The organism is Micromonospora sediminicola (assembly GCF_900089585.1).
In the GTDB taxonomy this organism is placed as follows: Bacteria; Actinomycetota; Actinomycetes; order Mycobacteriales; family Micromonosporaceae; genus Micromonospora; species Micromonospora sediminicola.
In genome coordinates this window covers 3,133,777-3,154,924 of record NZ_FLRH01000003.1, presented here as the reverse complement: position 1 = coordinate 3,154,924, position 21,148 = coordinate 3,133,777, and the positions used below count along the sequence as shown (strand labels likewise).

The 21,148-nt window shown below is 74.2% G+C and carries 15 protein-coding genes; 2 read left to right on the top strand and 13 right to left on the bottom strand.

The annotated features are described in order from the left end of the window. Positions 1–73: 73 nt before the first annotated feature. From GA0070622_RS15085 to GA0070622_RS15045, 9 genes are all read right to left on the bottom strand, one after another. Entirely contained in the window at positions 74–2,584 is a 2,511-nt protein-coding gene (locus tag GA0070622_RS15085) for a glycoside hydrolase family 38 N-terminal domain-containing protein (protein WP_091573876.1), read from the bottom strand. Next, positions 2,581–3,270 carry an N-acetylmannosamine-6-phosphate 2-epimerase gene (locus GA0070622_RS15080; RefSeq protein WP_091573875.1) on the bottom strand — a complete coding sequence of 230 codons (690 nt, stop codon included), beginning with the start codon at positions 3,268–3,270 and terminating at the stop codon, positions 2,581–2,583. Before GA0070622_RS15080 ends, GA0070622_RS15085 begins: the two co-directional genes overlap by 4 nt. Further along, entirely contained in the window at positions 3,267–4,937 is a 1,671-nt protein-coding gene (locus GA0070622_RS15075) for an FAD-dependent oxidoreductase (RefSeq protein ID WP_176710493.1), read from the bottom strand. Before GA0070622_RS15075 ends, GA0070622_RS15080 begins: the two co-directional genes overlap by 4 nt. After that, positions 4,934–6,403: a DUF4127 family protein gene (locus tag GA0070622_RS15070; RefSeq protein WP_091573873.1), complete on the bottom strand. Its 1,470-nt coding sequence runs from the start codon at positions 6,401–6,403 to the stop codon at positions 4,934–4,936. The genes GA0070622_RS15075 and GA0070622_RS15070 overlap by 4 nt, the downstream gene beginning before the upstream one ends. Next, entirely contained in the window at positions 6,400–7,314 is a 915-nt protein-coding gene (locus GA0070622_RS15065; RefSeq protein WP_091573872.1) for an ROK family protein, read from the bottom strand. The genes GA0070622_RS15070 and GA0070622_RS15065 overlap by 4 nt, the downstream gene beginning before the upstream one ends. Further along, entirely contained in the window at positions 7,311–8,042 is a 732-nt protein-coding gene (locus GA0070622_RS15060; RefSeq protein WP_091573871.1) for a GntR family transcriptional regulator, read from the bottom strand. Before GA0070622_RS15060 ends, GA0070622_RS15065 begins: the two co-directional genes overlap by 4 nt. Continuing rightward, on the bottom strand, positions 8,039–8,941 hold the full coding sequence (locus GA0070622_RS15055) for a carbohydrate ABC transporter permease (protein ID WP_091577431.1): 903 nt from the start codon (positions 8,939–8,941) through the stop codon (positions 8,039–8,041). The genes GA0070622_RS15060 and GA0070622_RS15055 overlap by 4 nt, the downstream gene beginning before the upstream one ends. A gap of 53 nt (positions 8,942–8,994) precedes the next feature. Next, a complete protein-coding gene (locus tag GA0070622_RS15050; protein WP_216642321.1) occupies positions 8,995–9,879 on the bottom strand; it encodes a carbohydrate ABC transporter permease in 885 nt (294 codons plus the stop codon). A gap of 67 nt (positions 9,880–9,946) precedes the next feature. Beyond that, positions 9,947–11,257: an ABC transporter substrate-binding protein gene (locus tag GA0070622_RS15045; RefSeq protein WP_091573870.1), complete on the bottom strand. Its 1,311-nt coding sequence runs from the start codon at positions 11,255–11,257 to the stop codon at positions 9,947–9,949. 168 nt (positions 11,258–11,425) lie between these two features. On the opposite strand from GA0070622_RS15045, the gene GA0070622_RS33460 reads away from it, so the two are divergent. Further along, positions 11,426–13,846: a glycoside hydrolase family 10-like protein gene (locus tag GA0070622_RS33460; protein ID WP_091573869.1), complete on the top strand. Its 2,421-nt coding sequence runs from the start codon at positions 11,426–11,428 to the stop codon at positions 13,844–13,846. Between the two features lie 55 nt (positions 13,847–13,901). Here GA0070622_RS33460 and GA0070622_RS15035 read toward each other — a convergent pair whose 3' ends face one another. Then, positions 13,902–14,837, bottom strand: coding sequence for a peptidoglycan-binding protein (locus GA0070622_RS15035; RefSeq protein ID WP_091573868.1), 936 nt, complete (start codon positions 14,835–14,837; stop codon positions 13,902–13,904). Positions 14,838–15,042: 205 nt separating this feature from the next. Between GA0070622_RS15035 and GA0070622_RS15030 the strand changes: the two genes are divergently transcribed. Then, a complete protein-coding gene (locus tag GA0070622_RS15030; RefSeq protein WP_091573867.1) occupies positions 15,043–15,984 on the top strand; it encodes an acyltransferase domain-containing protein in 942 nt (313 codons plus the stop codon). A gap of 6 nt (positions 15,985–15,990) precedes the next feature. On the opposite strand, the gene GA0070622_RS15025 is transcribed toward GA0070622_RS15030, so the two are convergent. The 3 genes from GA0070622_RS15025 to araA all read right to left on the bottom strand — a co-directional run bounded on the left by GA0070622_RS15025 (position 15,991) and on the right by araA (position 21,129). Beyond that, positions 15,991–16,980 (bottom strand): LacI family DNA-binding transcriptional regulator, encoded by a 990-nt coding sequence (locus GA0070622_RS15025; protein WP_172967769.1) that lies wholly within the window; start codon positions 16,978–16,980, stop codon positions 15,991–15,993. 319 nt (positions 16,981–17,299) lie between these two features. Further along, positions 17,300–19,357, bottom strand: coding sequence for an RICIN domain-containing protein (locus tag GA0070622_RS15020; RefSeq protein WP_091573866.1), 2,058 nt, complete (start codon positions 19,355–19,357; stop codon positions 17,300–17,302). Between the two features lie 269 nt (positions 19,358–19,626). Then, positions 19,627–21,129, bottom strand: a complete 1,503-nt coding sequence (araA, locus tag GA0070622_RS15015) for an L-arabinose isomerase (RefSeq protein WP_091573865.1) — start codon at positions 21,127–21,129, stop codon at positions 19,627–19,629. Between the last annotated feature and the right edge of the window lie 19 nt (positions 21,130–21,148).

The window sequence follows — 21,148 nt, the reverse complement described above, 5'->3', positions numbered from 1 at the left end:
GCGGGCCGAAATCGGTGCGGGGGCCCGCACCGGCACGCGAGCCGGCGGGACCCCCACTCCAGACGCCGAGCGCTCAGCCGGTGACGCGGAAGCTGCGCGTCGCGAACGGGCCCAGCGCGATCCGGTCGCCGGCCACCGCGCCACCCACCGTCCGCTCCGCGAGATCGCACTCCACGGGCGTGCCGACGAGCCCCGACACCGTCACCACGACCGGCGCGGACGTCGGGTTGACCAGCCGCAGCACCGCGCCGTCGCCGTCCTCGGCCGGCTTGTACGCCGACACCTGCGCCCCGTCCACGCACAGGCCCGGGGTCGCGACCGGCGCCACCGCACCGGGGCGCAGCTGCCAGGCCCGCAGCGGGGCGCGCCGGTGCGCCGCCGCCGTGGTGACCGCGGACTCGCCGTCGTCGAGGCGTACCCCGATCGCGGCGGTGATCCGCCGCCGGCACTGCGCCTCCGGCGTGGGCAGCTGCGGTCCGGCGCCGGCGGTGCGGGCCCGCAGGTCGGGCCGGGACAACCAGCCGACCGCGCGCAGCACCGTCACCGCCAGCGACGGCCGCTCCCCCGCGATGCCCTGCACCTCGGGCAGCCCCGGCGCGAGGACCGTCAGACCCGGCAGGGTGGCCAGCGAGCGGACCGGCGCGACGCCCGCGTCGGCCTCGTACCCGCGCTGCTCGGGCAGCGGGCCGAGCGCCGCCTTGAGCGGGCGGGTGAGCAGGCTGAAGTGGGCGTCCGCGGTCCAGTCGGTGGCCGGCGCATCGGTCGGGAAGTGGGCCTGGAGGCGGTGGTCGTCGGCGGCGTTGTCGAACTCCAGCCGCCAGTCCAGCTCCGGCACCCCGGCCCAGAGCGTGGCGGTGACGGTCAGCGACAGCACCACCCGCTCGGCCGACCGGGCGCTCCGGTCGGCGGTGAGGCCGGCCGGGACGTCGAGGTCGGCGCGGACGACGAGGCGGGAGGCGACCGGGCCGTCGTGGACCCACGCCTCGCGCAGCGTCGGGGTGACCGACTCGTCGCGGCGGGGCGGGTCGTAGGTGTAGGTGTCGCCGGCGTCGCCGACGTCGACCAGGCGGCCCAGCCCGGGCAGGGTCCGGCCGGTGGCCGCGTCGGTGAGGGTGAACGAGGCGTCGTCGGCCACCGTCAGGGTCCAGTCGCCCCGGGTCACCGAACGGCCCGGGACGCCGGCCGGCACGGGGGCCGGCTCGCCCGGGACGACGGTCGCGGTGTAGCCGGTCCAGCCGCCGGCCGGGGCGTCGGCGACGAAGGCGACGCGGTGCCGCAGCGTGTCCCGGGTGTCCGGCAGGATGTCCAGGTCGGCGCAGAACAACGGCGTCGGCCCGGTCTCCCGCAGCTCGTACGGCACCGGCGCGCCGTCGGCGTCGACCAGCCCGGCCAGCGTGTGCCCGGGCGCGGTGTGCACGTCCACCACGACCGGGCCGGTCACCGGTGCGGCGTGCGGGTTCACCACCACCAGGGCGGCGGCCCGGGTCACCGGGTCACCGGCGAGCCGGGTGTCCAGCCCGAGGTCCAGCAGGGCGCGTTCGACCAGGTGCTCGCCGGCCTGTCGGGCCCGGTCGAAGCGCACCTCGTTCTCCCGGTGCACCTCGTCCACCGAGCAACCGCAGATGGAGTCGTGCGGGGCGTTCTGGAGCAGCTCGTCCCAGGCGTGCCGGAGCAGGCCGACCGCGTGGGCGCGGCCGGCGCGTACGGTCAGCGGCTCCGCCCACGCCTCCAGCAGCGTCTCGGCGGCGGCGTTGGCCTGCTTCAGATAGAGCCGGGTGGACAGCGTGCCGGCCAGCACGAACGTCAACCAGTCGCCCGGGTGGCGCAGCTCACCGGTGACCACCCGTTCCGCCGGCACCGCGTCGCGGATCGCGGCGAAGTACCCGGCCAGCGTGCTCTCCACCGCCGCGCCGTCGGCCAGGCCCGCGGGCAACGGTCGCGGTGCCAGGTGGTCGCCGCCGTTGAGCAGCAGGTACGGCCCGTCGGCGTCCCGGCCGGCCTGCCTGTCGCGGAACGCGGCGAGCCGGTCGGCGGCGGAGGCCGCGTCCCAGAGCACCTCCGGCTCGTAGTAGCCCTGATTGACCGCGAGCACCTCGGAGCCGTCCGGGGCGCGCCAGCGGAACCGGGCCAGGCGCGGGGGCGCGCCCCGCCAGACCAGCGCGGTGTCCAGACCGAAGCCGCGCAGCACCCGGGGCAGGTCGGCGGGGTGGCCGAAGGCGTCCGGGCAGTAGCCGACGTCCGCGAGCGTCAGCCCCAGGTCGGCGGCGACCCGGCGGGCGGCGAGCAGGTTACGGACCAGGTTCTCGCCGGAGACGAGCTGGTTGTCCGCGAGCACGTGCCACGGCCCCACGTGCAGCCGGCCGGCGGCGGCGTGGGCCCGGATCCGGTCGGCGAGGTCGGGGCGGACGGCGAGCGCGTCCAGGGCGGTGACGGTCTGCCCGTCGAGGTGGAACCGGCGCAGTTCGCCGGCGTCGAGCTGGTCGCACACCCGGGCGACCAGTTCGGCGAGGCGGGCCCGGAAGGACTCCATCGGCCGGTACCACTCGCGGTCCCAGTGGGTGTGGCTGACGACGTGCACGGTCATGACATCTCCCGGCTGGTGACGAGCGCGGCGGCGAAGCGGGCGGTGACGACGGCGGGCCGGGTGATGGCGGTACCGACCACCACGGCGTGCGCGCCGTGGTGCAGGGCGGCGGCGGCCTCGTCGGGGGTGTTGATCCGGCCCTCGGCGACGACCGGCACCGGGAGCGTGGCGACGAGCGTGCCGATCAGCTCCAGGTCCGGGTCGTGCGGCACCGCGCCGCCGGTGTAGCCGGAGAGCGTGGTGCCGACCAGGTCCACCCCGGCGGCGACGGCGGCGTGACCGTCGGCGGCGTCCGCCACGTCCGCCATCACCAGCACCCGGGGGTGCCGCCGCCGCAGCCCGGCCACGGTCTCGGCCAGCGTGAGCCCGTCCGGGCGGGGCCGCCGGGTGCCGTCGAGCGCGACGATCTGCACACCGGTGGCGGCCACCGCCTCGGCATGCGCCAACGTCGGGGTGATGTAGACGCCCTCGGCACCGTCCTTGACCAGCCCGATCAGGGGGGTGTCGGGCAGCGCCGCGCGCAGCGCCCGCAGGTCGCGCAGCCCCTGGGCGCGGATGCCGGCCGCGCCGCCGTGCAGCGCGGAACGGGCCAGCGCCACCATGTGCGCCGGGTCGTCGAGCGGTTCACCGGGATCGGCCTGGCAGGAGACGACCAGCCGGCCACGGATCGCGTCGAGCACGGTCATCGGACGATGTCCTCCATCAGGGCGCCGAGGGCGCGATCGGGGTCCACGAGGGACGGGTCGGCGCCCAGCGACCGGGCGGCCCGGCGCAGCGCGGCCAGGTCCTCCGGTCCGGGCGACCGGTCGGGTTCCACCGCCAGGTCGGCGGCCCGCTCCCCCTCCACCGCCCCGTGGGCGGCGGCCAGGTGCACGGCGGCGAAGCGCGGGTCGTCCGGTGGCACGTCGGCCACCCAGGCCAGCGGCACGCCGGCGGCGACCAGGTCACGCTGCACCGCGAGCAGGAACGCCGGGTCGTCGCGGACGGCTCCCACCGGCCGGGCGTCCAGGGCGGCCCGGGCGGCGAGGGCCCCGGCCGCCTCACCGACCGCCCACTCGCCGTGGTGCACCCGGTACGCGGCGGCGGCGACCTGGGTGGCGCCGAGGTTCTTGGCGGCGGCCAGCAGGTTGACCGCGCCGCGGGGGACGAGCACGTCGGCCGGAATGGTGAACGGCGCGGTCTCCCGGTAGACCGGATCCGGGTGACCGGTGCGTTCGTGCAGGTCCACGTGGTACCAGGTGACGCCGAGTGAGCCGGCCAGGTGCCGCGCCCGGGCCCGCCCGGGCACGGGGGCGAGGTCGTGGCCGGTGACCGGCCGCTCGACCACGATCCGCCGTGACTCACGCAGGTACGGCGCCTCGGCGAAGCCGTCGGCCGTGCCGGCGGCCTCCGGGGCCAGGCGCAGCCCGGGGAAGCCCCGGCCACCGTCCTCGCGGGGCGCCTCGGTCCGCAGCCAGTGCACGAACGCGGCGGTCAGCTCGCGACCGGCCCGCTCGGCGCCCGCCGGGTCACCGATCGGGTCGTACCCGGCGCAGTCGTTGGACGCCCAGTTGAGCACCGCGAGCTCCGGCGCGGTGGCGCGCAGCCGGCGGTAGGTCCAGAACGGCGGCCGCCCGTCCGGGCCGTCGGTGAACATCCGGTACCGGTGCACGCCGCCGTCCCAGCCGGCGATGTCGAAGGAGAGCCGGTGCCGCAGCTCGGCGTAGCGGGCGGGCGCGGGCCCGGTGAAGTCCGCGCCGGGGTGGTGTTCCACCAGCGCGCACCAGGTGAACGACTGTTGGGCGGCGGGGTCGGGGGCGCCGGGCACGGCGTCCGGCTCACCGTGCGCGTCGCGGCCCTCCGAGCCGGTGACGGTGGCGAACCCGGCGAGCGGGGCCAGGTCGCCGCGCTCGGTGGCGTCGCAGAAGACGGCGGCGGCCAGCACGGTGCCGTCGGTCAGCGTCACGTCGTGGATCCGGCCGCCCTCGGCCCGCGCCGCGACCGGGGACCGGCCGGTCAGCACCGTCACCTTCGCCTCGGCCAGGGTCGCGTCCAGCACCTGCCCGGCGACGGCCGGCTCGAAGCAGAGCCGGCTCACCCAGCCGCCGCCCGGGTTTGCCGTGCCGCCGTAGTGGGCGCGGACGGTGTCGCGGAACGCCCGGTAGCCGGCGGAGGCGCCGAAGCTCTCGATGTGCGGGTGTTCGTCCAACGCGGGCAGTGCCTGGGTGGTGACCTGACCGCCGACCCGGGAGAGCTCCTCGACGAGGACCACCGTGGCGCCGGCGCGGGCGGCGGCGAGCGCGGCGGCCACCCCGCCGAGCCCACCGCCGACCACGGCCACGTCGGCGGTCACTGTCGGTTCGGGAGTGCTCACCGGTCTTCCTCCACTGTGAAGTCGATCTCGTAGGTGCGGTGCCACGGCAGGCACACCGAGCCGGCGGCGACCGCGAAGCCCGGCACCGCGTCGAGGTGCCGCCACCGTTCGCGCAGCAGATGCTCGATCCGGTCGGTGACCCGCGCGGTCTCCGCGTCCGGGACGTGGTCGTGCCGGGTCGGGTCGGTGCCGCGCTCGCGTCGCAGCCGGGGCCGGGCGTACGACATCCAGACGTGGTCGTCGACCAGGCGGTGAGCGAGCAGCCGGCGGGCGGCGGACCGGTCGAGGGTGCCGGCGGCCCGTCCTACCTGGTAGGCCACCAGCGTGGCGAGCGCGCTGCCGACGGTGTTACCGGCGGTGTTCCAGCCGGCGAAGCCGGCCAGCCGGGCGTACGTGCCGTCGGCGGCCAGCTCGGCCACCAGCCGGGGATCGGCGCCGTTGCCCAACGCGCAGTCGGCCAGGGCGACCGGCCGGCCTTCGGCGAGCAGCCGGCGGACCAGTGCGGCGGTACGCGCGGCCGGCCCGGGGTCGGTGTCGGCCGGCGGGGCGGTCGCCCAGTCGGCGTCGCCGGGTTGCGGCGGGTGCACCACGAGCACCGCGTCGGCGGCGGCGTGGTCCACCACCTCGGCCCCGGCAGCGGCGGCCTGGCTGGCCACGCCGACGCCGACCGGCACCGGTTCGTAGCGGGCCACCCGGTCCAGCCCGTCCGGATCGGCGCAGGCGACCGCGATCCGGGGCGCGTGACCGGCGGCCGCGGCGAGCGCGCGGGCCACGAGCACCGCGCCGATCTCGTCGGCGCCCGGGTGCGCGAGCACCCGGTCGGTCAGCTCCAGCCAGGACGTCCAGGTCCGCAGCCACTGCCACTCGGCGGTGCCGACCGCGGCGACGGCGGTGTCGTCCGCGCCGACGACGAGGGTGTCCAGCACGCCCTCGGCGGCGAGCCCGAGCGCGGCCTGGTTGAGCACGTGGTTGCGCTGCCGGCGGCGCAGGAAGTCGCGGCGGATCGCCGCCGGCACGTTGGTGACGGGCAGCTCGGCGGCGCCGATCCCCCGGTGCAGCGCGGCCGAGTACGCGTGCAGCGCGCGGCCGTGCCGGGCCCAGTAGTCGGGTTCCTCGCCGGCGTCGTCCGCGTCGGGGGTGCGTTGCACGACGGTGGCGGCGTAGACCGGCGCGGGGCCCTGGCGCAGGGCGGCCCAGCGGCCGAGCACGGCGGTGACCGGGTCGTCGCGCAGCCGGGAGGCGATCAGCCCGCCGAGCCCCAGCGTCTCCAGCGCGACCACCGTGGCGTCGGCCCGGCGGCCGGCGAGCCAGCGCGCCAACCCGTCCGGGTCGCCGGGCCGCCGCTGGGCCGGCAGCAGGTCGGCCGGTGGGACCTGGACGTGCGCGCCGGCGACGGCGGCGACCAGGGCGGGCAGCGACCGGCAGACCGGCCGGTCGTCCAGCGGTACGAGCGCGATGTCGATCATCGGCGGACCCTGCCCTCCTCAAGCGTCCGCAGGGCGGCCTCGGCGGCGCCGACCAGCGCGGCGTCCGCGCCGAGCGCGGCCGGGACCAGCGGCACCGGGCCCAGCACCGGCATGCAGGCGGCGGCGAAGGCCGGGCCGGCGGCGGCCAGGACCTCGGGTACGGCGGCGCCCCCGCCGACCACGATCCGGTCCGGGTCGAGGGCGTTGGCCAGGCCGGCCAGGGCGGTGCCGAGCGCGGCGCCCGCCTCGGCCAGGACGGTCCGTGCCGCGTCGTCGCCGGCCCGGGCCCGTCGCACCACCTCGGGCAGGTCGACCGGGTCGCCGGTGCGCTCGGCGTACCGCGCGGCGACGGCCGGGCCGGCGGCGACCGCCTCGACGTGCCCGGTCGCGCCGCACGGGCAGGGGCGGCCGACCGCCTGCGGCACGGGCAGGTGGCCGAGGTGCCCGGCGGCGCCCGATCGACCGCTGAGCAGCATCCCGGCGACGTGCACGCCGCCGCCGATGCCGGTGCCGACCGCCACCCCGATCACGGTGGGCAGGCCGCGGCCGGCGCCGTGCACGGCCTCGCCGAGCGTGAACGCCTGGACGTCGTTGAGCACCGCGCCGGGCAGGCCGAGGCGGTCCCGGACGGCACCCGGCACGTCCACCCGGGACCAGTCGCTGATCGACGAGGTGGCGGCGGTGAGCAGGCCGGTCGCCGGGTCGACCAGGCCGGGGGCGCCGACGCCCACGGCCACCGGCGCGCCGCCGAGCGAGCGGACCAGCGCGGCGGCCCGATCCAGGACGGCGGCGGCGCCGTCGCGCGCCGGCGTCGGAGCCTGGGTACGGGCCAGCACCGCGCCGGCCCGCACCAGCGCGGCGGCGGTCTTGGTGCCGCCGATGTCGACGGCGGCCAGGAGCGGGGCGGTCACGGCGTCCTTCGGGTCACGGTGATGCGGAAGTCGTACCGGTCCGCGCGGTAGATGCTCTCGGCCCGCTCGACCGCCACGCCGGTGCCGTCGTAGGTGGTCCGGTCCACCCGCAGCGCGGGCGAGTAGGCCGCCACGCCGAGCAGCGCGGCCTGGTCGGCGTCGACCACGGTCGCGGAGATCACCTGGTCGGCGTGGTGCGGCCGGACCCCGCGCTCGGCGAGCACGTCGTAGAGGGAGCCGGAGACCAGCGCGGCGTCGAGCTCACCGACGCGCTCGGTCGGCAACCACACCTCCTCGACGCACATGGGCAGGCCGTCGGCGAGGCGGAGCCGGCGGACGTGGGCCACCTCGGCGCCGGGGGACAGCGACAGCTCCCGCGCCACGGCCACGCCGGCCGGGACGAGCGTGAGGTCGAGCAGGCGGGAGTCCGGGGTGAGCCGGCGGCTGCGCATGTCCTCGCTGAACGAGGTCAGGGCGAGGGACTTGGAGATGGTGGCCGGGTCGGCCACGAACGTGCCGGCGCCCTGGGCGCGGTAGACCAGGCCCTCCTCCTCCAACCGGCCGACGGCCTGCCGGACGGTCGCCCGGCTGACCCCGAACCGGGCGACGAGTTCCCGCTCGCTGGGCAGCGGGTCGTGCGGACGCAGCGCCTCGCCGATCTCGGCGCGCAACGCGGTGTACAGCGCCTCGTGCTTCCAGGCGGTCTTGTTGCCGCTGGTGGTGGTCACCCCTTCACCCCTCCCTCTCCGATGCCACGGAAGAACATCCGCTGCAGGGCGAAGAAGACCGCGAGCAGCGGAACGACCGCGATCATCGTGCCAGCGGCGACCACCCGCTGGTCGTTGGTGAAGGTGCCGGACAGGTACTGCAGGCCCACGGTGAGGGTGAAGTTGTCGGGGTTCTTCAGCACGATGAGCGGCCAGAGGAAGTCGTCCCAGGCGAACAGGAAGCTGAACACGCCGACCACCGCCAACGAGCCGCGCACGCTGGGCAGCGCGACCCGCCAGAACCGGGCCCACTCTCCCGCGCCGTCGATCGCGGCGGCCTCCTCGGTCTCCCGCGGCAGGGCCAGGAACGCGGTGCGCATGACCAGGATGGACAGGCCGCTGACCGCGCCGGGCAGCAGCACGCCGAGCAGGGTGTCGACCAGGCCGAGGCTGCGCACGGTGAGGAAGACGTTCACCATGATCACCTCGAACGGTACGACCAGCGAGGCGAGCAGGGCGGCGAAGACCGCGCCCCGTCCGCGGAAGCGCATCCGGGCCAGCGCGTAGCCGGCCATGGCGCCGAGCAGGCAGTTGGTCACGACGCTGGCGAACGCCACGATCGCCGAGTTGCCGATGTAGCGCCAGACCGGGATGACCTCGGTGACCTTGCCGAAGTTGCCCAGCGTGGGGTGGGCCGGCAACAGCGTGGTGTCCGGGCCGTAGATCGGTTCGCCGGTGCTCTTGAGCGCGGTGGAAAGCTGCCAGAGGAACGGCCCGACCAGCAGCACGGTCATCAGCAGCAGGAGGAGGTACCGCAGGGCCGGCCCGGCGAACCGGCCGACGCCGGCGGATCGCCGGGTGGACAGGGCGGCCCGCGGCATGCCCTCACGGCCCTCGCTCCGCTCGGTGCGTTCGCTCATGCCCTGCTGGCCGGGCATGCCCTCACGGCCCTCGCTCCGCTCGGTGCGTTCGCTCATGCCTCGTTCCTCTCGCTGCGTCGGCGCAGCACCAGCGCCAGGACGGAGAGGCCGAGGGTGCCGACGAAGAGCGTCAGGCTCATCGCGGAGGCGTACCCGATCTCACCGTCGACGCCGAGACCGACCTCGCGGATGTAGTAGACGATCGACTTGGCCTGCCCACCGGGTCCGGCGGTGCCGGAGGACATCACGTAGATCTCGGCGAAGACCTTGGTCGCGGAGATCGCCGCGAGCGTGCCGACCAGCAACATGGTGGGACGGACGGTCGGCACGGTGACCGAGCGGAACCGGCGGACCGCGCCGGCGCCGTCGACCCGGGCCGCCTCGTAGAGCTCGTTCGGCACGTTGGACAGGGCGGCCAGGTAGATGACCATGTAGTAGCCGAGGCCCTTCCAGACCGTCACCAGCATGCAGGCGAACAGCAGCAGGGTGGCGTCGGTGAGGAAGGGCAGCGGCTCGGCGACCACCCGCAGCTTCACGAGTACGGCGTTGACCAGGCCGTCGGAGGAGAGCAGCCAGCTCCAGATCAGGCCGACCACGACCATCGAGGCGATGACGGGGGTGTAGAACACCGCCCGGAACGCGCCGATGCCGGGCAGCTTGGCGTGCACCAGCTGGGCGAGCAGCAGGGGCAGCAGCACCAGCGCGGGCACCACGACGACCAGGTAGAGCGCGGTGTTGCCGAGCGCCCGGAAGAACTCGGTGTCGTCGGCCAGCCGGGTGAAGTTGGCCAGCCCGGTGAACTGCCCCCCGCCGAGCGCCTGCGCGTCGGTGAACGCCAGCACGCCGGTGTTGGCGAGCGGCCCCCACGTCATCAGTGCGGTGACGAGCAGCGCGGGGGTGAGGAACAGCCAGGGCACGTACCAGCGACGGCCGATCACGTCGGTGAGCTCCTGTCGTGGAGGGGAGGGTGGCGCCGCCCGGCCGGAGCCGGGCGGCGCCGGCGGGTCAGCGGGCGAGCAGCTTGTTGGCCTCGTCCACGGCCTGGTCCAGAGCGGCCTTCGGGTCGAGGTCGCCCTTGACGGCGAGCTGCACCTTGCCGATCACCAGGGCCTTGGTGCGGTCGTCCCACTGCACCGGGGTGAGGTTCTGCGCCTTGGCGATCTGCTCGGCCGAGATCCGGCGGGCCTGCGCGGTCGGGTCGGCGGCGTCCACCTGGGTGAAGTACGGGTCCTTGAGCGAGTCCGAGGTGGACGGCAGGATCGTCACGATCTTGGCGAAGGCGAGCTGGTTCTCCGCGTTGCTGACGAACTTGGCGAACTCCAGCGCGGTGGCCGGGTTCTTGCTCTTCTTCGGCACGAGCAGGCCCATCACCGACATGTTGGTGGTGCCGTCGGCGCTGGCGATCTGCGGCGCGACCCCGGTGGCCTTGGCGACGGCCGGGGCGTTCTGGCCGACGACCTTGAGGAAGTTCGGCCCGGACGGGAACAGCGCCACCCGTCCGGCCGAGTACGCCTCGGTCTCCTTGGCGTGGTCCTGGGTCAGCCAGTCCGGCGCGATCGCCTTGCTGGCGTAGAGGTCACGCAGCCGGGTGACGTACTGGACCGCCTCGGGGGTGTTGAAGGTCCACTTGCTGGCGTCGTCGTTGAGCAGCGGGACGCCCAGCTTCGCCAGGTTCGGCACGAACGTGTTCTCCAGCGCCGGGTGCCAGCCGTAGAAGCGGCCCTTGCCGGCGGTGGAGATCTTCTCAGCCTGGGTGAGCAGTTCGTCGATGGTCTTCGGCGGGGCGGCGCCGGGCATCCCGGCCTGGGCGAAGAGGTCCTTGTTGTACATGGTGATCTCGCTGGTGAGATACCACGGCAGGCCGTACGAGCCGGCCTGGCCGGGGACCTTGAACGCGTCCCACGCGCCGGGGACGAAGGAGTCCTTGACGTCGGCGGCGTTGGTCTCCATGTCCACGAAGACGCCCTGCTTCTCCAGCTTCTGGGCGAAGTTCGGGTTGAGGTTGACCACGTCGGGCAGGGTGCCCGCCTGGGCGTCGTTGGTGATCTTCTCCTGGGCGCCCTGGAACGGCAGGTCGACCCAGGTCACGTTGGTGCCCGGGTGCTGCGCCTCGAACTTCTCGATCAGACCGTTGATGTAGTCGTCGAAGGTGGGCTTCAGGGCCAGCGTGGCGAACGTGATGTCGCCCTTGACCTCACCGTTGATCGGGTCGTTCGAGCCGCCGGCGCCGGCGTCGTCGCCGCTGGACAGGCCGCAGCCGCTGAGGAAGAACGCGGCGGCCACTGCGGCCGCGGCGAAGGCGCGGGTACGCCTCATGAGGGTCCTCCATGCGTGGGGGATGAGTGGTACGGACCAGTTGCCGGAGACACTGGACCACGATCACCGCCGCGTCAAGCCCCAGCTCGTCTTTTGCGCCCGGTGTCCGGTTTGTTTATCCGATTGAAGCCTTGACTTGTCCGTACCAGTGACCACACGATGGGCCGCATGCCTACCCCCACTCCCCTACGCCGGGCCACCGCCGGCGGGGCGGCCGGCGTGGTCCTGCTCGGGCTGCTGACCGCTCCCGCCACCGCCGCCCCGCCCGCCGCCCCACCCGCCGCCGAGTCCGGCGCGCCGACCGTCGTGACCGCCGACGGCGCCACCGCCACGATCGACGCCATCGATCCGTCGTCGCGCGCCGCCGGCGTGCTCGCCCTCTACACCCCCGACTCGGGGGCCGAGACGAAGACCAACGCCTTCGGCGGCGAGGCGGTGCTGCGCGCCGCCGGCGGCGGGGCGTACGACGTGATCAGCGTCTGCACCGCGCTCGACTCCTGCCCGAAGCCCGGCAACAACGCCATCCCGGCCGACGGCGCCGTGCTGTCCGCCTCCCCACCCGAGGCCGGTGGCGTCGACGACCGACGGTGGCTGCGCGACAGGCTGCGCGCCGGTGAGCGGGTGCAGCTGCGCAACCTGCTGATCCGGCGGGCCACGACCACCGTCGACGCCACCGACCCGACCGCCACCACCAACCCGGCCGGCGTCGACCCGGCCAAGGGCGAGTGCTTCCCGGGGTGCCGCGGCGCGGAGCAACTCGTCGTCTACACCCCCGCCGCCGGTCGGGAGCGCACCGGAACCAACGACTTCGGCTACGAGATCACCGTCCGCGACGGCCGGGTGGTCGCCCGTCAGGGCGGTGACAGCGCTGTGCCCGCCGACGGCTTCGTGCTGTCCGGGCACGGCTCACGGGGTTCCTGGCTGGAGGGGAACGCCCCGCTCGGCGCCCGGGTGGCCGTCGAGGGTGACACCGTCACGGTGGACGTCGACGCGGAGAGCTTCCTGCTCGGCGCGGAACGCGCCGTGTCCGCGGCGCGCCAGGCCGGCCAGGCCGCGCGGGCGAGCTGCCTGGAGTTCGACCCGGCCGCCGTGGACACCGCGCTCGCCGAGGCGGCGGGCCTGCTGGGCCGGGCCCGCGACGCCGCCGCCGCCGAGCCGGAACGCGCCGCGGAACTGGCCCGCGACGCCGCCCGCCGCGCCGACGTGGCCGGTTACCGGGCCCGTGAGTCCCGTCCGGTGGAGGGCCGTGGCCTCTGGGTCCGCCCGATCGAGACCAGCCCGGAGCAGATCCGCGCCACGGTGGAGCGGATCTCCGCGGCCGGGTTCAACATGGTGTTCCTCGAGACGGTCTGGGGTGGCTACACCATCTACCCGAGCCCGGTCGCCGAGCGGGCCGGCATGCCCGCCCAGCGGCCCGAGATGCGCGGCTTCGACCCGCTCAAGGTCTGGATCGCCGAGGCGCACGCCCGGGGCATCGAGCTGCACGCCTGGACGCACACCTTCTTCGTCGGCGTCGAGTCCGGCGGCGGACCGGTGCTCACCGCGCACCCCGAGTGGGCGGCGGTGGAGCGCGAGGACGTCGGCAAGACCGGCCCGCAGCCGTCCCGGATGGAGCCCGGTTACTACTGGATGGACGCGGCGATCCCGGCGGTACGCACCCACGTGCTCGCCACGTTCGAGGAGATCCTGCGCGGCTACGACGTGGACGGTCTGCACCTGGACTACATCCGCTACCCGGTCTCCCTGCCCTACGGCGCGGACTTCTCCTACTCCGCGTACAGCCGGGCGACGTTCGCCGCGGAGCACGGCGTGGACCCGTTCACGCTGAACCCCGAATCACCGCAGTGGCCCACCTGGAACGCCTGGCGGGAGAAGCAGGTCACCACGTTCGTCGACCAGGTCCGCACGATGCAGCGGCGGGTCGCCGGCGACCGGAAGCTCTCCGCCGCCGTGTTCGCCGACCCGACCGACGGGCTGGCCAAGAAGTTCCAGAACTGGGGCGCCTGGGTCGACGCCGGCACGCTGGACTTCCTCACCGGCATGTCCTTCGGCACCTCCGCGGACTCGGTGGGGCACGACACCGCCGTGATGCGCCGCCGGGTCGGCGACGTGCCGCTCTACACCGCCACCTACGGCCCGCTGCGGGGGTCGTCCCCCGATCTGATGCTCGACCAGGTGCGGGCGGTGAACGACGCGGACTCCGACGGCGCGGCGCTGTTCGCGTACAACCAGCTCAACGCCCGGCAGCAGGAGGCCCTGCGGGAAGGCACGTTCCGGACCCGGGCGACGGTCCCGCACGCCGACTACCGGGCCGCCGCCCGCGCCGGGACGGCGTCGCTGCGGGAGGCGCTGCGTCAGGCCACGGCCTGCGCGCCGGGCGCCACCACGGCCGGGGTCCGGCTCCGGCTCGCCACGGCCGAACGGCTGCTGGCCGACGGGTTGCCCGACCGGTCGGCCGACGCCGCCGCGCGGCAGCTGCGCAGGGCGGCGACCGTCGCCGCCGGTTGGGGGGACGGCGTGCCGCCGGAGCTGACCCGGCGCACCGTCCGTGACCTCACCATGTACGCCCGCTGGGCGGAGCTCGCCTGAGCGCCCGGGGCGGCGCGGACGATCCGGACGGGTCGCCCGCGCCGCCCCGTCCCCGTCAGTAGGTGCAGCCGGTCGACGGGAGGGTGGCCGGGGCCGGCACGGCCGACCCGTCGTAGAGGGCCAGCAGGAGATTCTGCGGGCAGCGGTTCGCGCCGCCGACCCGTACCTCCAGGTGCAGGTGCGGGCCGGTGGAGTTGCCGGTGGAGCCGGTGTAGCCGATGACCTGGCCCGCGACGACCCGCGCCCCGTCGGCCACCGCCCGGGAGGACAGGTGGCAGTACAGGTAGTAGGTGCCGTCGTCGGCGGTGATGCCGATGCCGTAGCCGCACCCACCGCCGGCGTGGCCGACCGTGCCGGCGGTGATCGCGTACGTCGTCACGCCGCTGTTGGTGGGCAGGTCGATCGCCGGATAGTCGTGGTGCGGATCGTCGTACTCGGTGCGCGGCAGCACCGAGCGCCCGATGACCAGGGCGTAGGTGCCTCCACCACCACCGTCCCCGAGGAGCCACTGCCAGGTGGTCGCGCCGACGGTGGCGCCGCCGGTGAGCCCTCTGGCGGTCTTGAAGCTGGTCACGGCGTTGGTGGTGGCCGCGCCCCAGGCGCCGTCGACGGTGAGGCCGTAGCCGTACTTGTTGAGCGCGGTCTGCAGTGCACGTACGGCGTTGTTGTTGGCGCCGGCGTCCAGGGTCACCACGAGGCGGGCCCAGGTCAGGGAACCGACGACCCCGTCGGCGGTGAGCCCGTTGGCGGCCTGGAACGTCCGTACCGCGGTGGTGGTCCCGGCCGTGAAGGCGCCGTCCACGGTCAGGGTCCCGCCGTGGTGGCGGAGCAGGAACTGGGCCGACGCGACGTTCGGACCGGACGTGCCGCCGCTCAACGTCGGCCAGGCGGGCGTGGCCGCCTGCGCGGCGGTCGGGCCCGTCAGCACCCCGGCGATGGTCAACGCCAGGGCGGCGAGCACTCCGGCCACGCGTCGAAGGGGAATCCTCATCTGCACTCCTCACACCTGGGCCACCCGGGGAACCGACGCGCACCCATCGATGCACGTCAGTCAACATGAAGGATATGCTCATTGATGGAGGTCGGTTCCGCAAGTATTCTTCACGACCTTGCGGCGACCTCCACCACGCGCACCGGCACGCCGGCCCGGGATCGGGCCTGTCGCCGCGCCCCCGCCGGTCGGTAGGGTCGCTCACGTGGATCTCGACGACACCGCCGCGCGGCTCGGGGTTCCGGTCGACGAGGTCGACCGCGTGCACCGGCTCGCCGCCGACCACCCGTCGGCGCCGTTGCCCACACGGGCCGACGCGCCCGCCCTGCTGGACCGCCTCGCGGTGCCACCGGACGACGCCGCCGAGATCCTGGCCGGCTGGCCCGACCCGGGCTCCCCACTGTGGACCCCGGAGCTGCGCTGGCTGCTCGACCGCTCGACCGCGATAGTCCGCGCCGACCTCGGTGGCCACGAGTGGCTGCCGCCCGGTCCGGCGCTGCCACGCGACCGGGGTCCGGCCTGGCGGCACCTCTACGTCTACGCGTACCTGGCCCTGGTGGCGGTCACGCGCGGCTACCACCGCGACCACGGCGTGCCCGACGCCGTGTCCTGGGCGACGCTGGCCGACCTGGGCCGCAACCTGGCCGTCGACCGGCGGATGGACGGCGAGGGCTGGCCGGTCATGCAGAGCTGGCTGACGCTGCACACCCGCGGCGGCCTCTACGAGCTGGGCCGGCTCCAGCACCAGCGTGGCGAGACCATCGGCCTGCACATCCCCGACGCGGGGCCGCTGACCCCGCAGGCGGTCACGGCGTCGCTCGACGAGGCCCGCGCGTTCTTCCCGCGCCACTTCCCGGACGAGCCCTACACGGAGTTCTCCTGCGGCTCGTGGCTGCTCGACCCGCAACTGCGCGAATACCTGCCGGACGACTCGAACATCATCCGCTTCCAGCGGCGGTTCGCGCTGGAGCCCTACGAGGAGCAGGAAGGGCTGGACGGCGACGTCGAGGTGCTGCGGTTCGTGTTCCGCACGCTGAGCACGCCGCTCGACGAGCTGCCGCGCCGCACCGTGCTCCAGCGCGCGGTCGTCGACCACCTCCGCGCCGGCCGCCACTGGCAGTGGCGGCGTGGCCGCTTCCCGATCTGACCCGGCTCAGCGCCGCGGCGGTGGACCCACGCTGCGTCGCGGGATCAGCGTCGGCGCGATGGTCTGGCGCAACGGGCCGACGCCGGCCGACTCGATCTGCGCCAGCAGCAGGTCGAGGCTGGCCCCGGCGACCGCCGCGAAGTCGGGGCGCACGGTGGTCAGCGGCGGGATGAAGTAGGCCGCCTCGGGGACGTCGTCGAACCCGACCACGCTGATGTCGTCCGGCACCCGCCGGCCGTGCTCGTGCAGCGCGCGGAGCACGCCGAGCGCGAGGTGGTCGTTTGCGGTGAAGACGGCGGTGACCTCGGGCATGCGGGCCAGCATCTGCCCGGACCGGTAGCCGGCGGCGGCGGACCAGTCGGCCGGGACCAGTGGCGGTATCTCGGCGCCGGCCAGCTGCAGGGCCTCGCGCCAGCCCTCGATCCGGCCGGCGCTGTCGAACCAGTCCGACGGGCCGGAGACGTGCCAGACCGTGCGGTGCCCGGCGTCGAGGAGGTGCTGGGTGGCGGCCCGGGCGCCGGCGACCTGGTCGACCGTCACCAGCGGGATCGGTCGGCGCGGGTCGCCGTCGACGGTCACCAGCGGCACGTCCTGGGGAAGTCGCTCCAGCGCCTCCCCGGCGGACTCGACCGGCGCGATCACCACGATGCCGGCGACCCGGTGGGCCAGGTGCCGTTCCACCGCCGCGGAGATGGAGCGGTGGTCGAGGTCGCTCACACTGCCGACGCTGACCGCGAAACCGGCCTCGGCGGCGGTCTGCTCCAGCGCGGCCAGCAGGGAGGCCGGCCCGTAGAGGGTGGTGTTCTGCGCGACCACGCCGATCACCTGGGACCGGCCGGTGACCAGCGCGCGGGCGGCGCGGTTGGGCCGGTAGCCGAGTTCGGTGATGGCCGCCTGGACCCGGAGCCGGGTCTGCTCGCGCACGTTGGGATGCCCGTTGAGGACCCGGGACACCGTCTGGTGCGACACCCCGGCGAGGCGAGCCACGTCCGTCATCGCAGGACCGCGCACGGCCACCTCACTTTCCGACAGCCCGCGGTGGCCGAACCCGGTCGATCTCGACCGGACCGGCCCGGGTGGCGACAGTCTACGCCAGCCGTTCCCGCCGGAACGGCACCGTCCGTCCCGCGTCCGGGCGCCGGCCGCCGAATGCCACGGAATCGTCCACGGCCCCATTCCCCTCCTCCGGTCGGGACGGCGAAGTCCCAGCTCCGCGCCGGTGTATTGGGCCCGGGGTGAGGCTTTTCCGATGATTACCGGAACCCCACCCCGGGCAATTCGCAGATATGTCAACGGTCGTAAATGGTGACCGTTGTCACGGGGTCGTCAACGAGAACTGGCGTACGGTCACCGCGCCACCGAGTGATTGCGTGGCGTAGTTGAAGATGCCGAAGCGGTATCCCATGAAGAACTGCCACGCGTTGTTGAGCGTCAACGCGTTGCCCAACGGGACGAAGGTGACCCCGTCGGTGCTGTAGGAGAACCGTGCCTGCCGGCCGGAGCCGGGCCGGATGTCGGCGTTGGCCCGCAACCAGATCCGCCCGCCGGAGATTGGTGCGCCGGCGATCTCGGTCCCGGTGGAGGTGGTGTTCCAGTTGTCGGATCCCATGGTCAGGCCGTTGGTCATCACCACCCGGGTGGTGCCGTTGTCCCGCCGGACCCCGATCCACGCCGAACTGTCGCGCAGCATCGCGAGCCCGGCCCGGTCGCCGTCGCGCATGCCCGAGTAGTCCAGCTCCACGGTCCCGGTGGAGGTCGGGCCCTGGATCCGGTGGGTCAGCGTGTTGCGGGCCCGGTAGAGGTCGTTGGTCACGGTGGCGGTCTGCAGCCGCAGGCCGTTGTTCACCGACCAGCGACTGTTGTCCGGGTTGTGGTTCCACTCGTACTGCACGCCGAGCGTGGCGCCGGCGAAGGTGTCGGTGCCGGTGAGCGGCTTGACCGGGCGCAGCGGCAGCGGGTTGGGATAGCTCGCGCCCCAGGCCCCGTTGACGGTCTGCACCTGCGGCCACCCGTCGGCGGTCCAGGTGATCGGCGCCAGCGTCGGCATCCGGCCGCCCGGGTAGGCGTCGGTGAAGGCCATGTAGTACCAGGAGCCGTTCTGCGTCTGCACGAGCCCGCCCTGGTGCGGCACGCCCCCGCCGGAGATCGGACCGGGCAGGTTGAGCAGCACCTGCCGCTGCTCGTACGGGCCGAACGGGCCGTTGGTGGACTTGAGCACGTACTGGCCGTTGGCCGGCCGGGTGAGCCAGATGTAGTAGGCGCCGTTGCGCTTGTAGAAGCGGGCCCCCTCCAGCGTGCCGATGCTCGACGGCGTCTGGTAGACCTGCTGGGCCCGTACCTGGCTGCGCCCGTCGGCGGACAGCTGCGCCACGCTGATCGTGCCGTTGCCGTACGCCACGTACATCGTGTCGTTGTCGTCGATCAGCATGCCGGCGTCGTAGTAGCAGTTCGGGATGGTGGTCAGCCGGCTCCAGGCGCCGTCGACCGCGCCGGCGGTGTAGATGTGGGTCTGGGCGAAGTCGACGCAACCGGCCCAGTAGTAGGTCCGGTTGCTCGGCCGGTAGTTCAACGTCGACGCCCAGATGCCGTCCACGTACGCGTGCGCGCCGTTGGTCAGGTCGTACTTCGCGCCGAAGTCGAGCCGGGGGACGGAGTGCCCGGCGAACTCCCAGTTCACCAGGTCCCAGGAGCGCAGCACGGGCGCGCCCGGCGAGTAGTGCATGGTCGAGGCGGACATGTAGTAGACGTCCCCGACCCGGATGATGTCGACGTCGGCGAAGTCCTGCCAGACGGCCGGGTTGGTGAACGTGCCGCCGGGGTTCGGGTTGCCGCCGTCCCCGACACGCACCAGTTGCCACTGCTGGTTCGCGCCGTTCCAGTCGTCGTACTGCACGATGTTGCCGCCGTCGGTCGTGGCGGCGTTCTGCACCTCCACGACCTTGTTCGAGTTGCGGTTGACCAGCCGCACGTAGCCGCTGTCCGAGTCCGCCAGCCGGAACTGCTGGTTGGTCCCGTTGTGGTCGGACCACTGCACCACGGCCGTACCGTTGGCGGTCGAGGCGCCGGTCACGTCCAGCACCTTGCCCGAGTGCCGCGACCGGATCCGGTACCAGCCGCCACCGGAGTCCACGAACTGCCACTGCTGCCAGGCCCCGTCGTTGCGCGACCACTGGGTGATCCGCGCCCCGTCGTTCGTGGCCTGGTTGTACAGGTCCAGCGCCTTGCCGCTGTTGCGGTTCACCAGCACGTACCACGCGCCGGTGTCCACCGTCGCGGCCGACGCCGGCACCGGCGCCACCGTCACCAGCGCGCCGCCGACCAGCATCGCCGCCAACCCCGCCAGGAGCCGGGCCAACCGACCTCTGCTCACCATGACTCTCCTTCGTCGACCGGTTCCGGGGCGGGACGACGCAGGCGGCACCGCCCATGTGATCGCTAACAGTCGTTCGCGCCGGAAGGGAGTCGGATCTCCGCACAGCTGCGGCGCGGTCTCGGCCCGGAACGGTCCGCGCGCGATGTCGACGACCCGACACATCGACTGTGAGCGATAACATGACGTTCGTCAAGGCGTGACCCGGCGGACACATCCGGGTGGCGGCCCCCGGCCCGGGGACCCGCCACCCGGCGTGCCGCCGGCGCGCCTCAGAACCCCCGGGCGAGCCGGTAGTACGCCTGGTTCCAGCGCAGCTCGTCGGCGAACCGGTGCGGCGCCGTGTCGGCGTCGATGACGACCAGCTCGGTGCGGGCCATCGCCGCCAGGTCGCGTAGCTCCTCCACCCCCACGGCCTGGGAGAGCACGGTGTGGTGCGGGCCGCCCGCGGTGATCCACGCCTCCGCCGAGCCGGCCAGGTCGGGGCGCGGCCGCCAGACCGCGCGGGCCACCGGCAAGCGGCGCAGCGGGTGCGGCGGCGGCACCACGTCCACCTCGTTGGCGACCAGCCGGAACCGCTCCCCCATGTCGGCCATGCCGAGCACGACGGCCGGGCCGGACGCCGCGTCGAACACCAACCGGACCGGATCCTCCCGCCCGCCGATGCTCAGCGGGTGCACCTCCGCCGTGGGCACGTCGGCGGCGATGCTCGGACAGACCTCCAGCATGTGCGCGCCGAGGACCAGTTCCTGGCCGACCGTCAGGTCGTAGGTGTAGTCCTCCATGAACGACGTGCCGCCGTCGACGCCGACGGCCATCGCCTTCAACGTCCGCACCAGCACGGAGGTCTTCCAGTCCCCCTCGCCGCCGAAGCCGTACCCGTCGGCCATCAGCCGCTGCACCGCGATGCCCGGGAGCTGACGCAGCCCGCCCAGGTCCTCGAAGTTGGTGGTGAAGGCGCGGAAACCGCCCTCGTCGAGGAACGCCCGCAGGCCCAACTCCTGGCGGGCGGCGTAGCGCAGCGAGTCGTGCCGGGCGCCGCCGGGCCGCAGGTCGGCGTCCACCCGGTAGGTGTCGTCGTACTCCTTGACCAGGTCGTCCACCTGCGCGTCGGCGACCTGGTCGACGGCCGCGACCAGGTCGTTCACGCCGTAGGTGTTGACCGAGACGCCGAACCGCAGCTCCGCCTCGACCTTGTCCCCCTCGGTCACCGCGACGTCGCGCATGTTGTCGCCGAAGCGGGCCAGCCGCAACGACCGCACCGCCGACCAGCCGACCGCGGCGCGGGCCCAGGCCGCGACCCGTCCGACCACCCGCGGGTCGGTGACGTGCCCGGCGACGGTCTTGCGGGCCACCCCGAGCCGGGTCTGGATGTAGCCGAACTCGCGGTCGCCGTGCGCGGCCTGGTTCAGGTTCATGAAGTCCATGTCGATGGTGTCCCAGGGCAGCGCCACGTTCGCCTGGGTGTGCAGGTGCAGCAGCGGCGTCCGCAGCGCGTCCAGGCCGGCGATCCACATCTTCGCCGGGGAGAACGTGTGCATCCAGGCGATCACCCCGACCGCGCCCCGCACGGCCGCGTCCCGGCAGACGGCGAGGATGTCCGTGCCGGAGGTCAGGACCGGCTTCCAGACCACGCGTACGGGGATGTCCGGCGACTCGTCCAGGCACGCGGCGATCTGCCGGGACTGCTCGGCGACCTGCCGCAGGGTGTCCTCGCCGTAGAGGCCCTGGCTGCCGGTGAGGAACCAGACCTCGGGCTGGGGATGAGTTGCCATGTTGTTGCCTTCCGCGCTA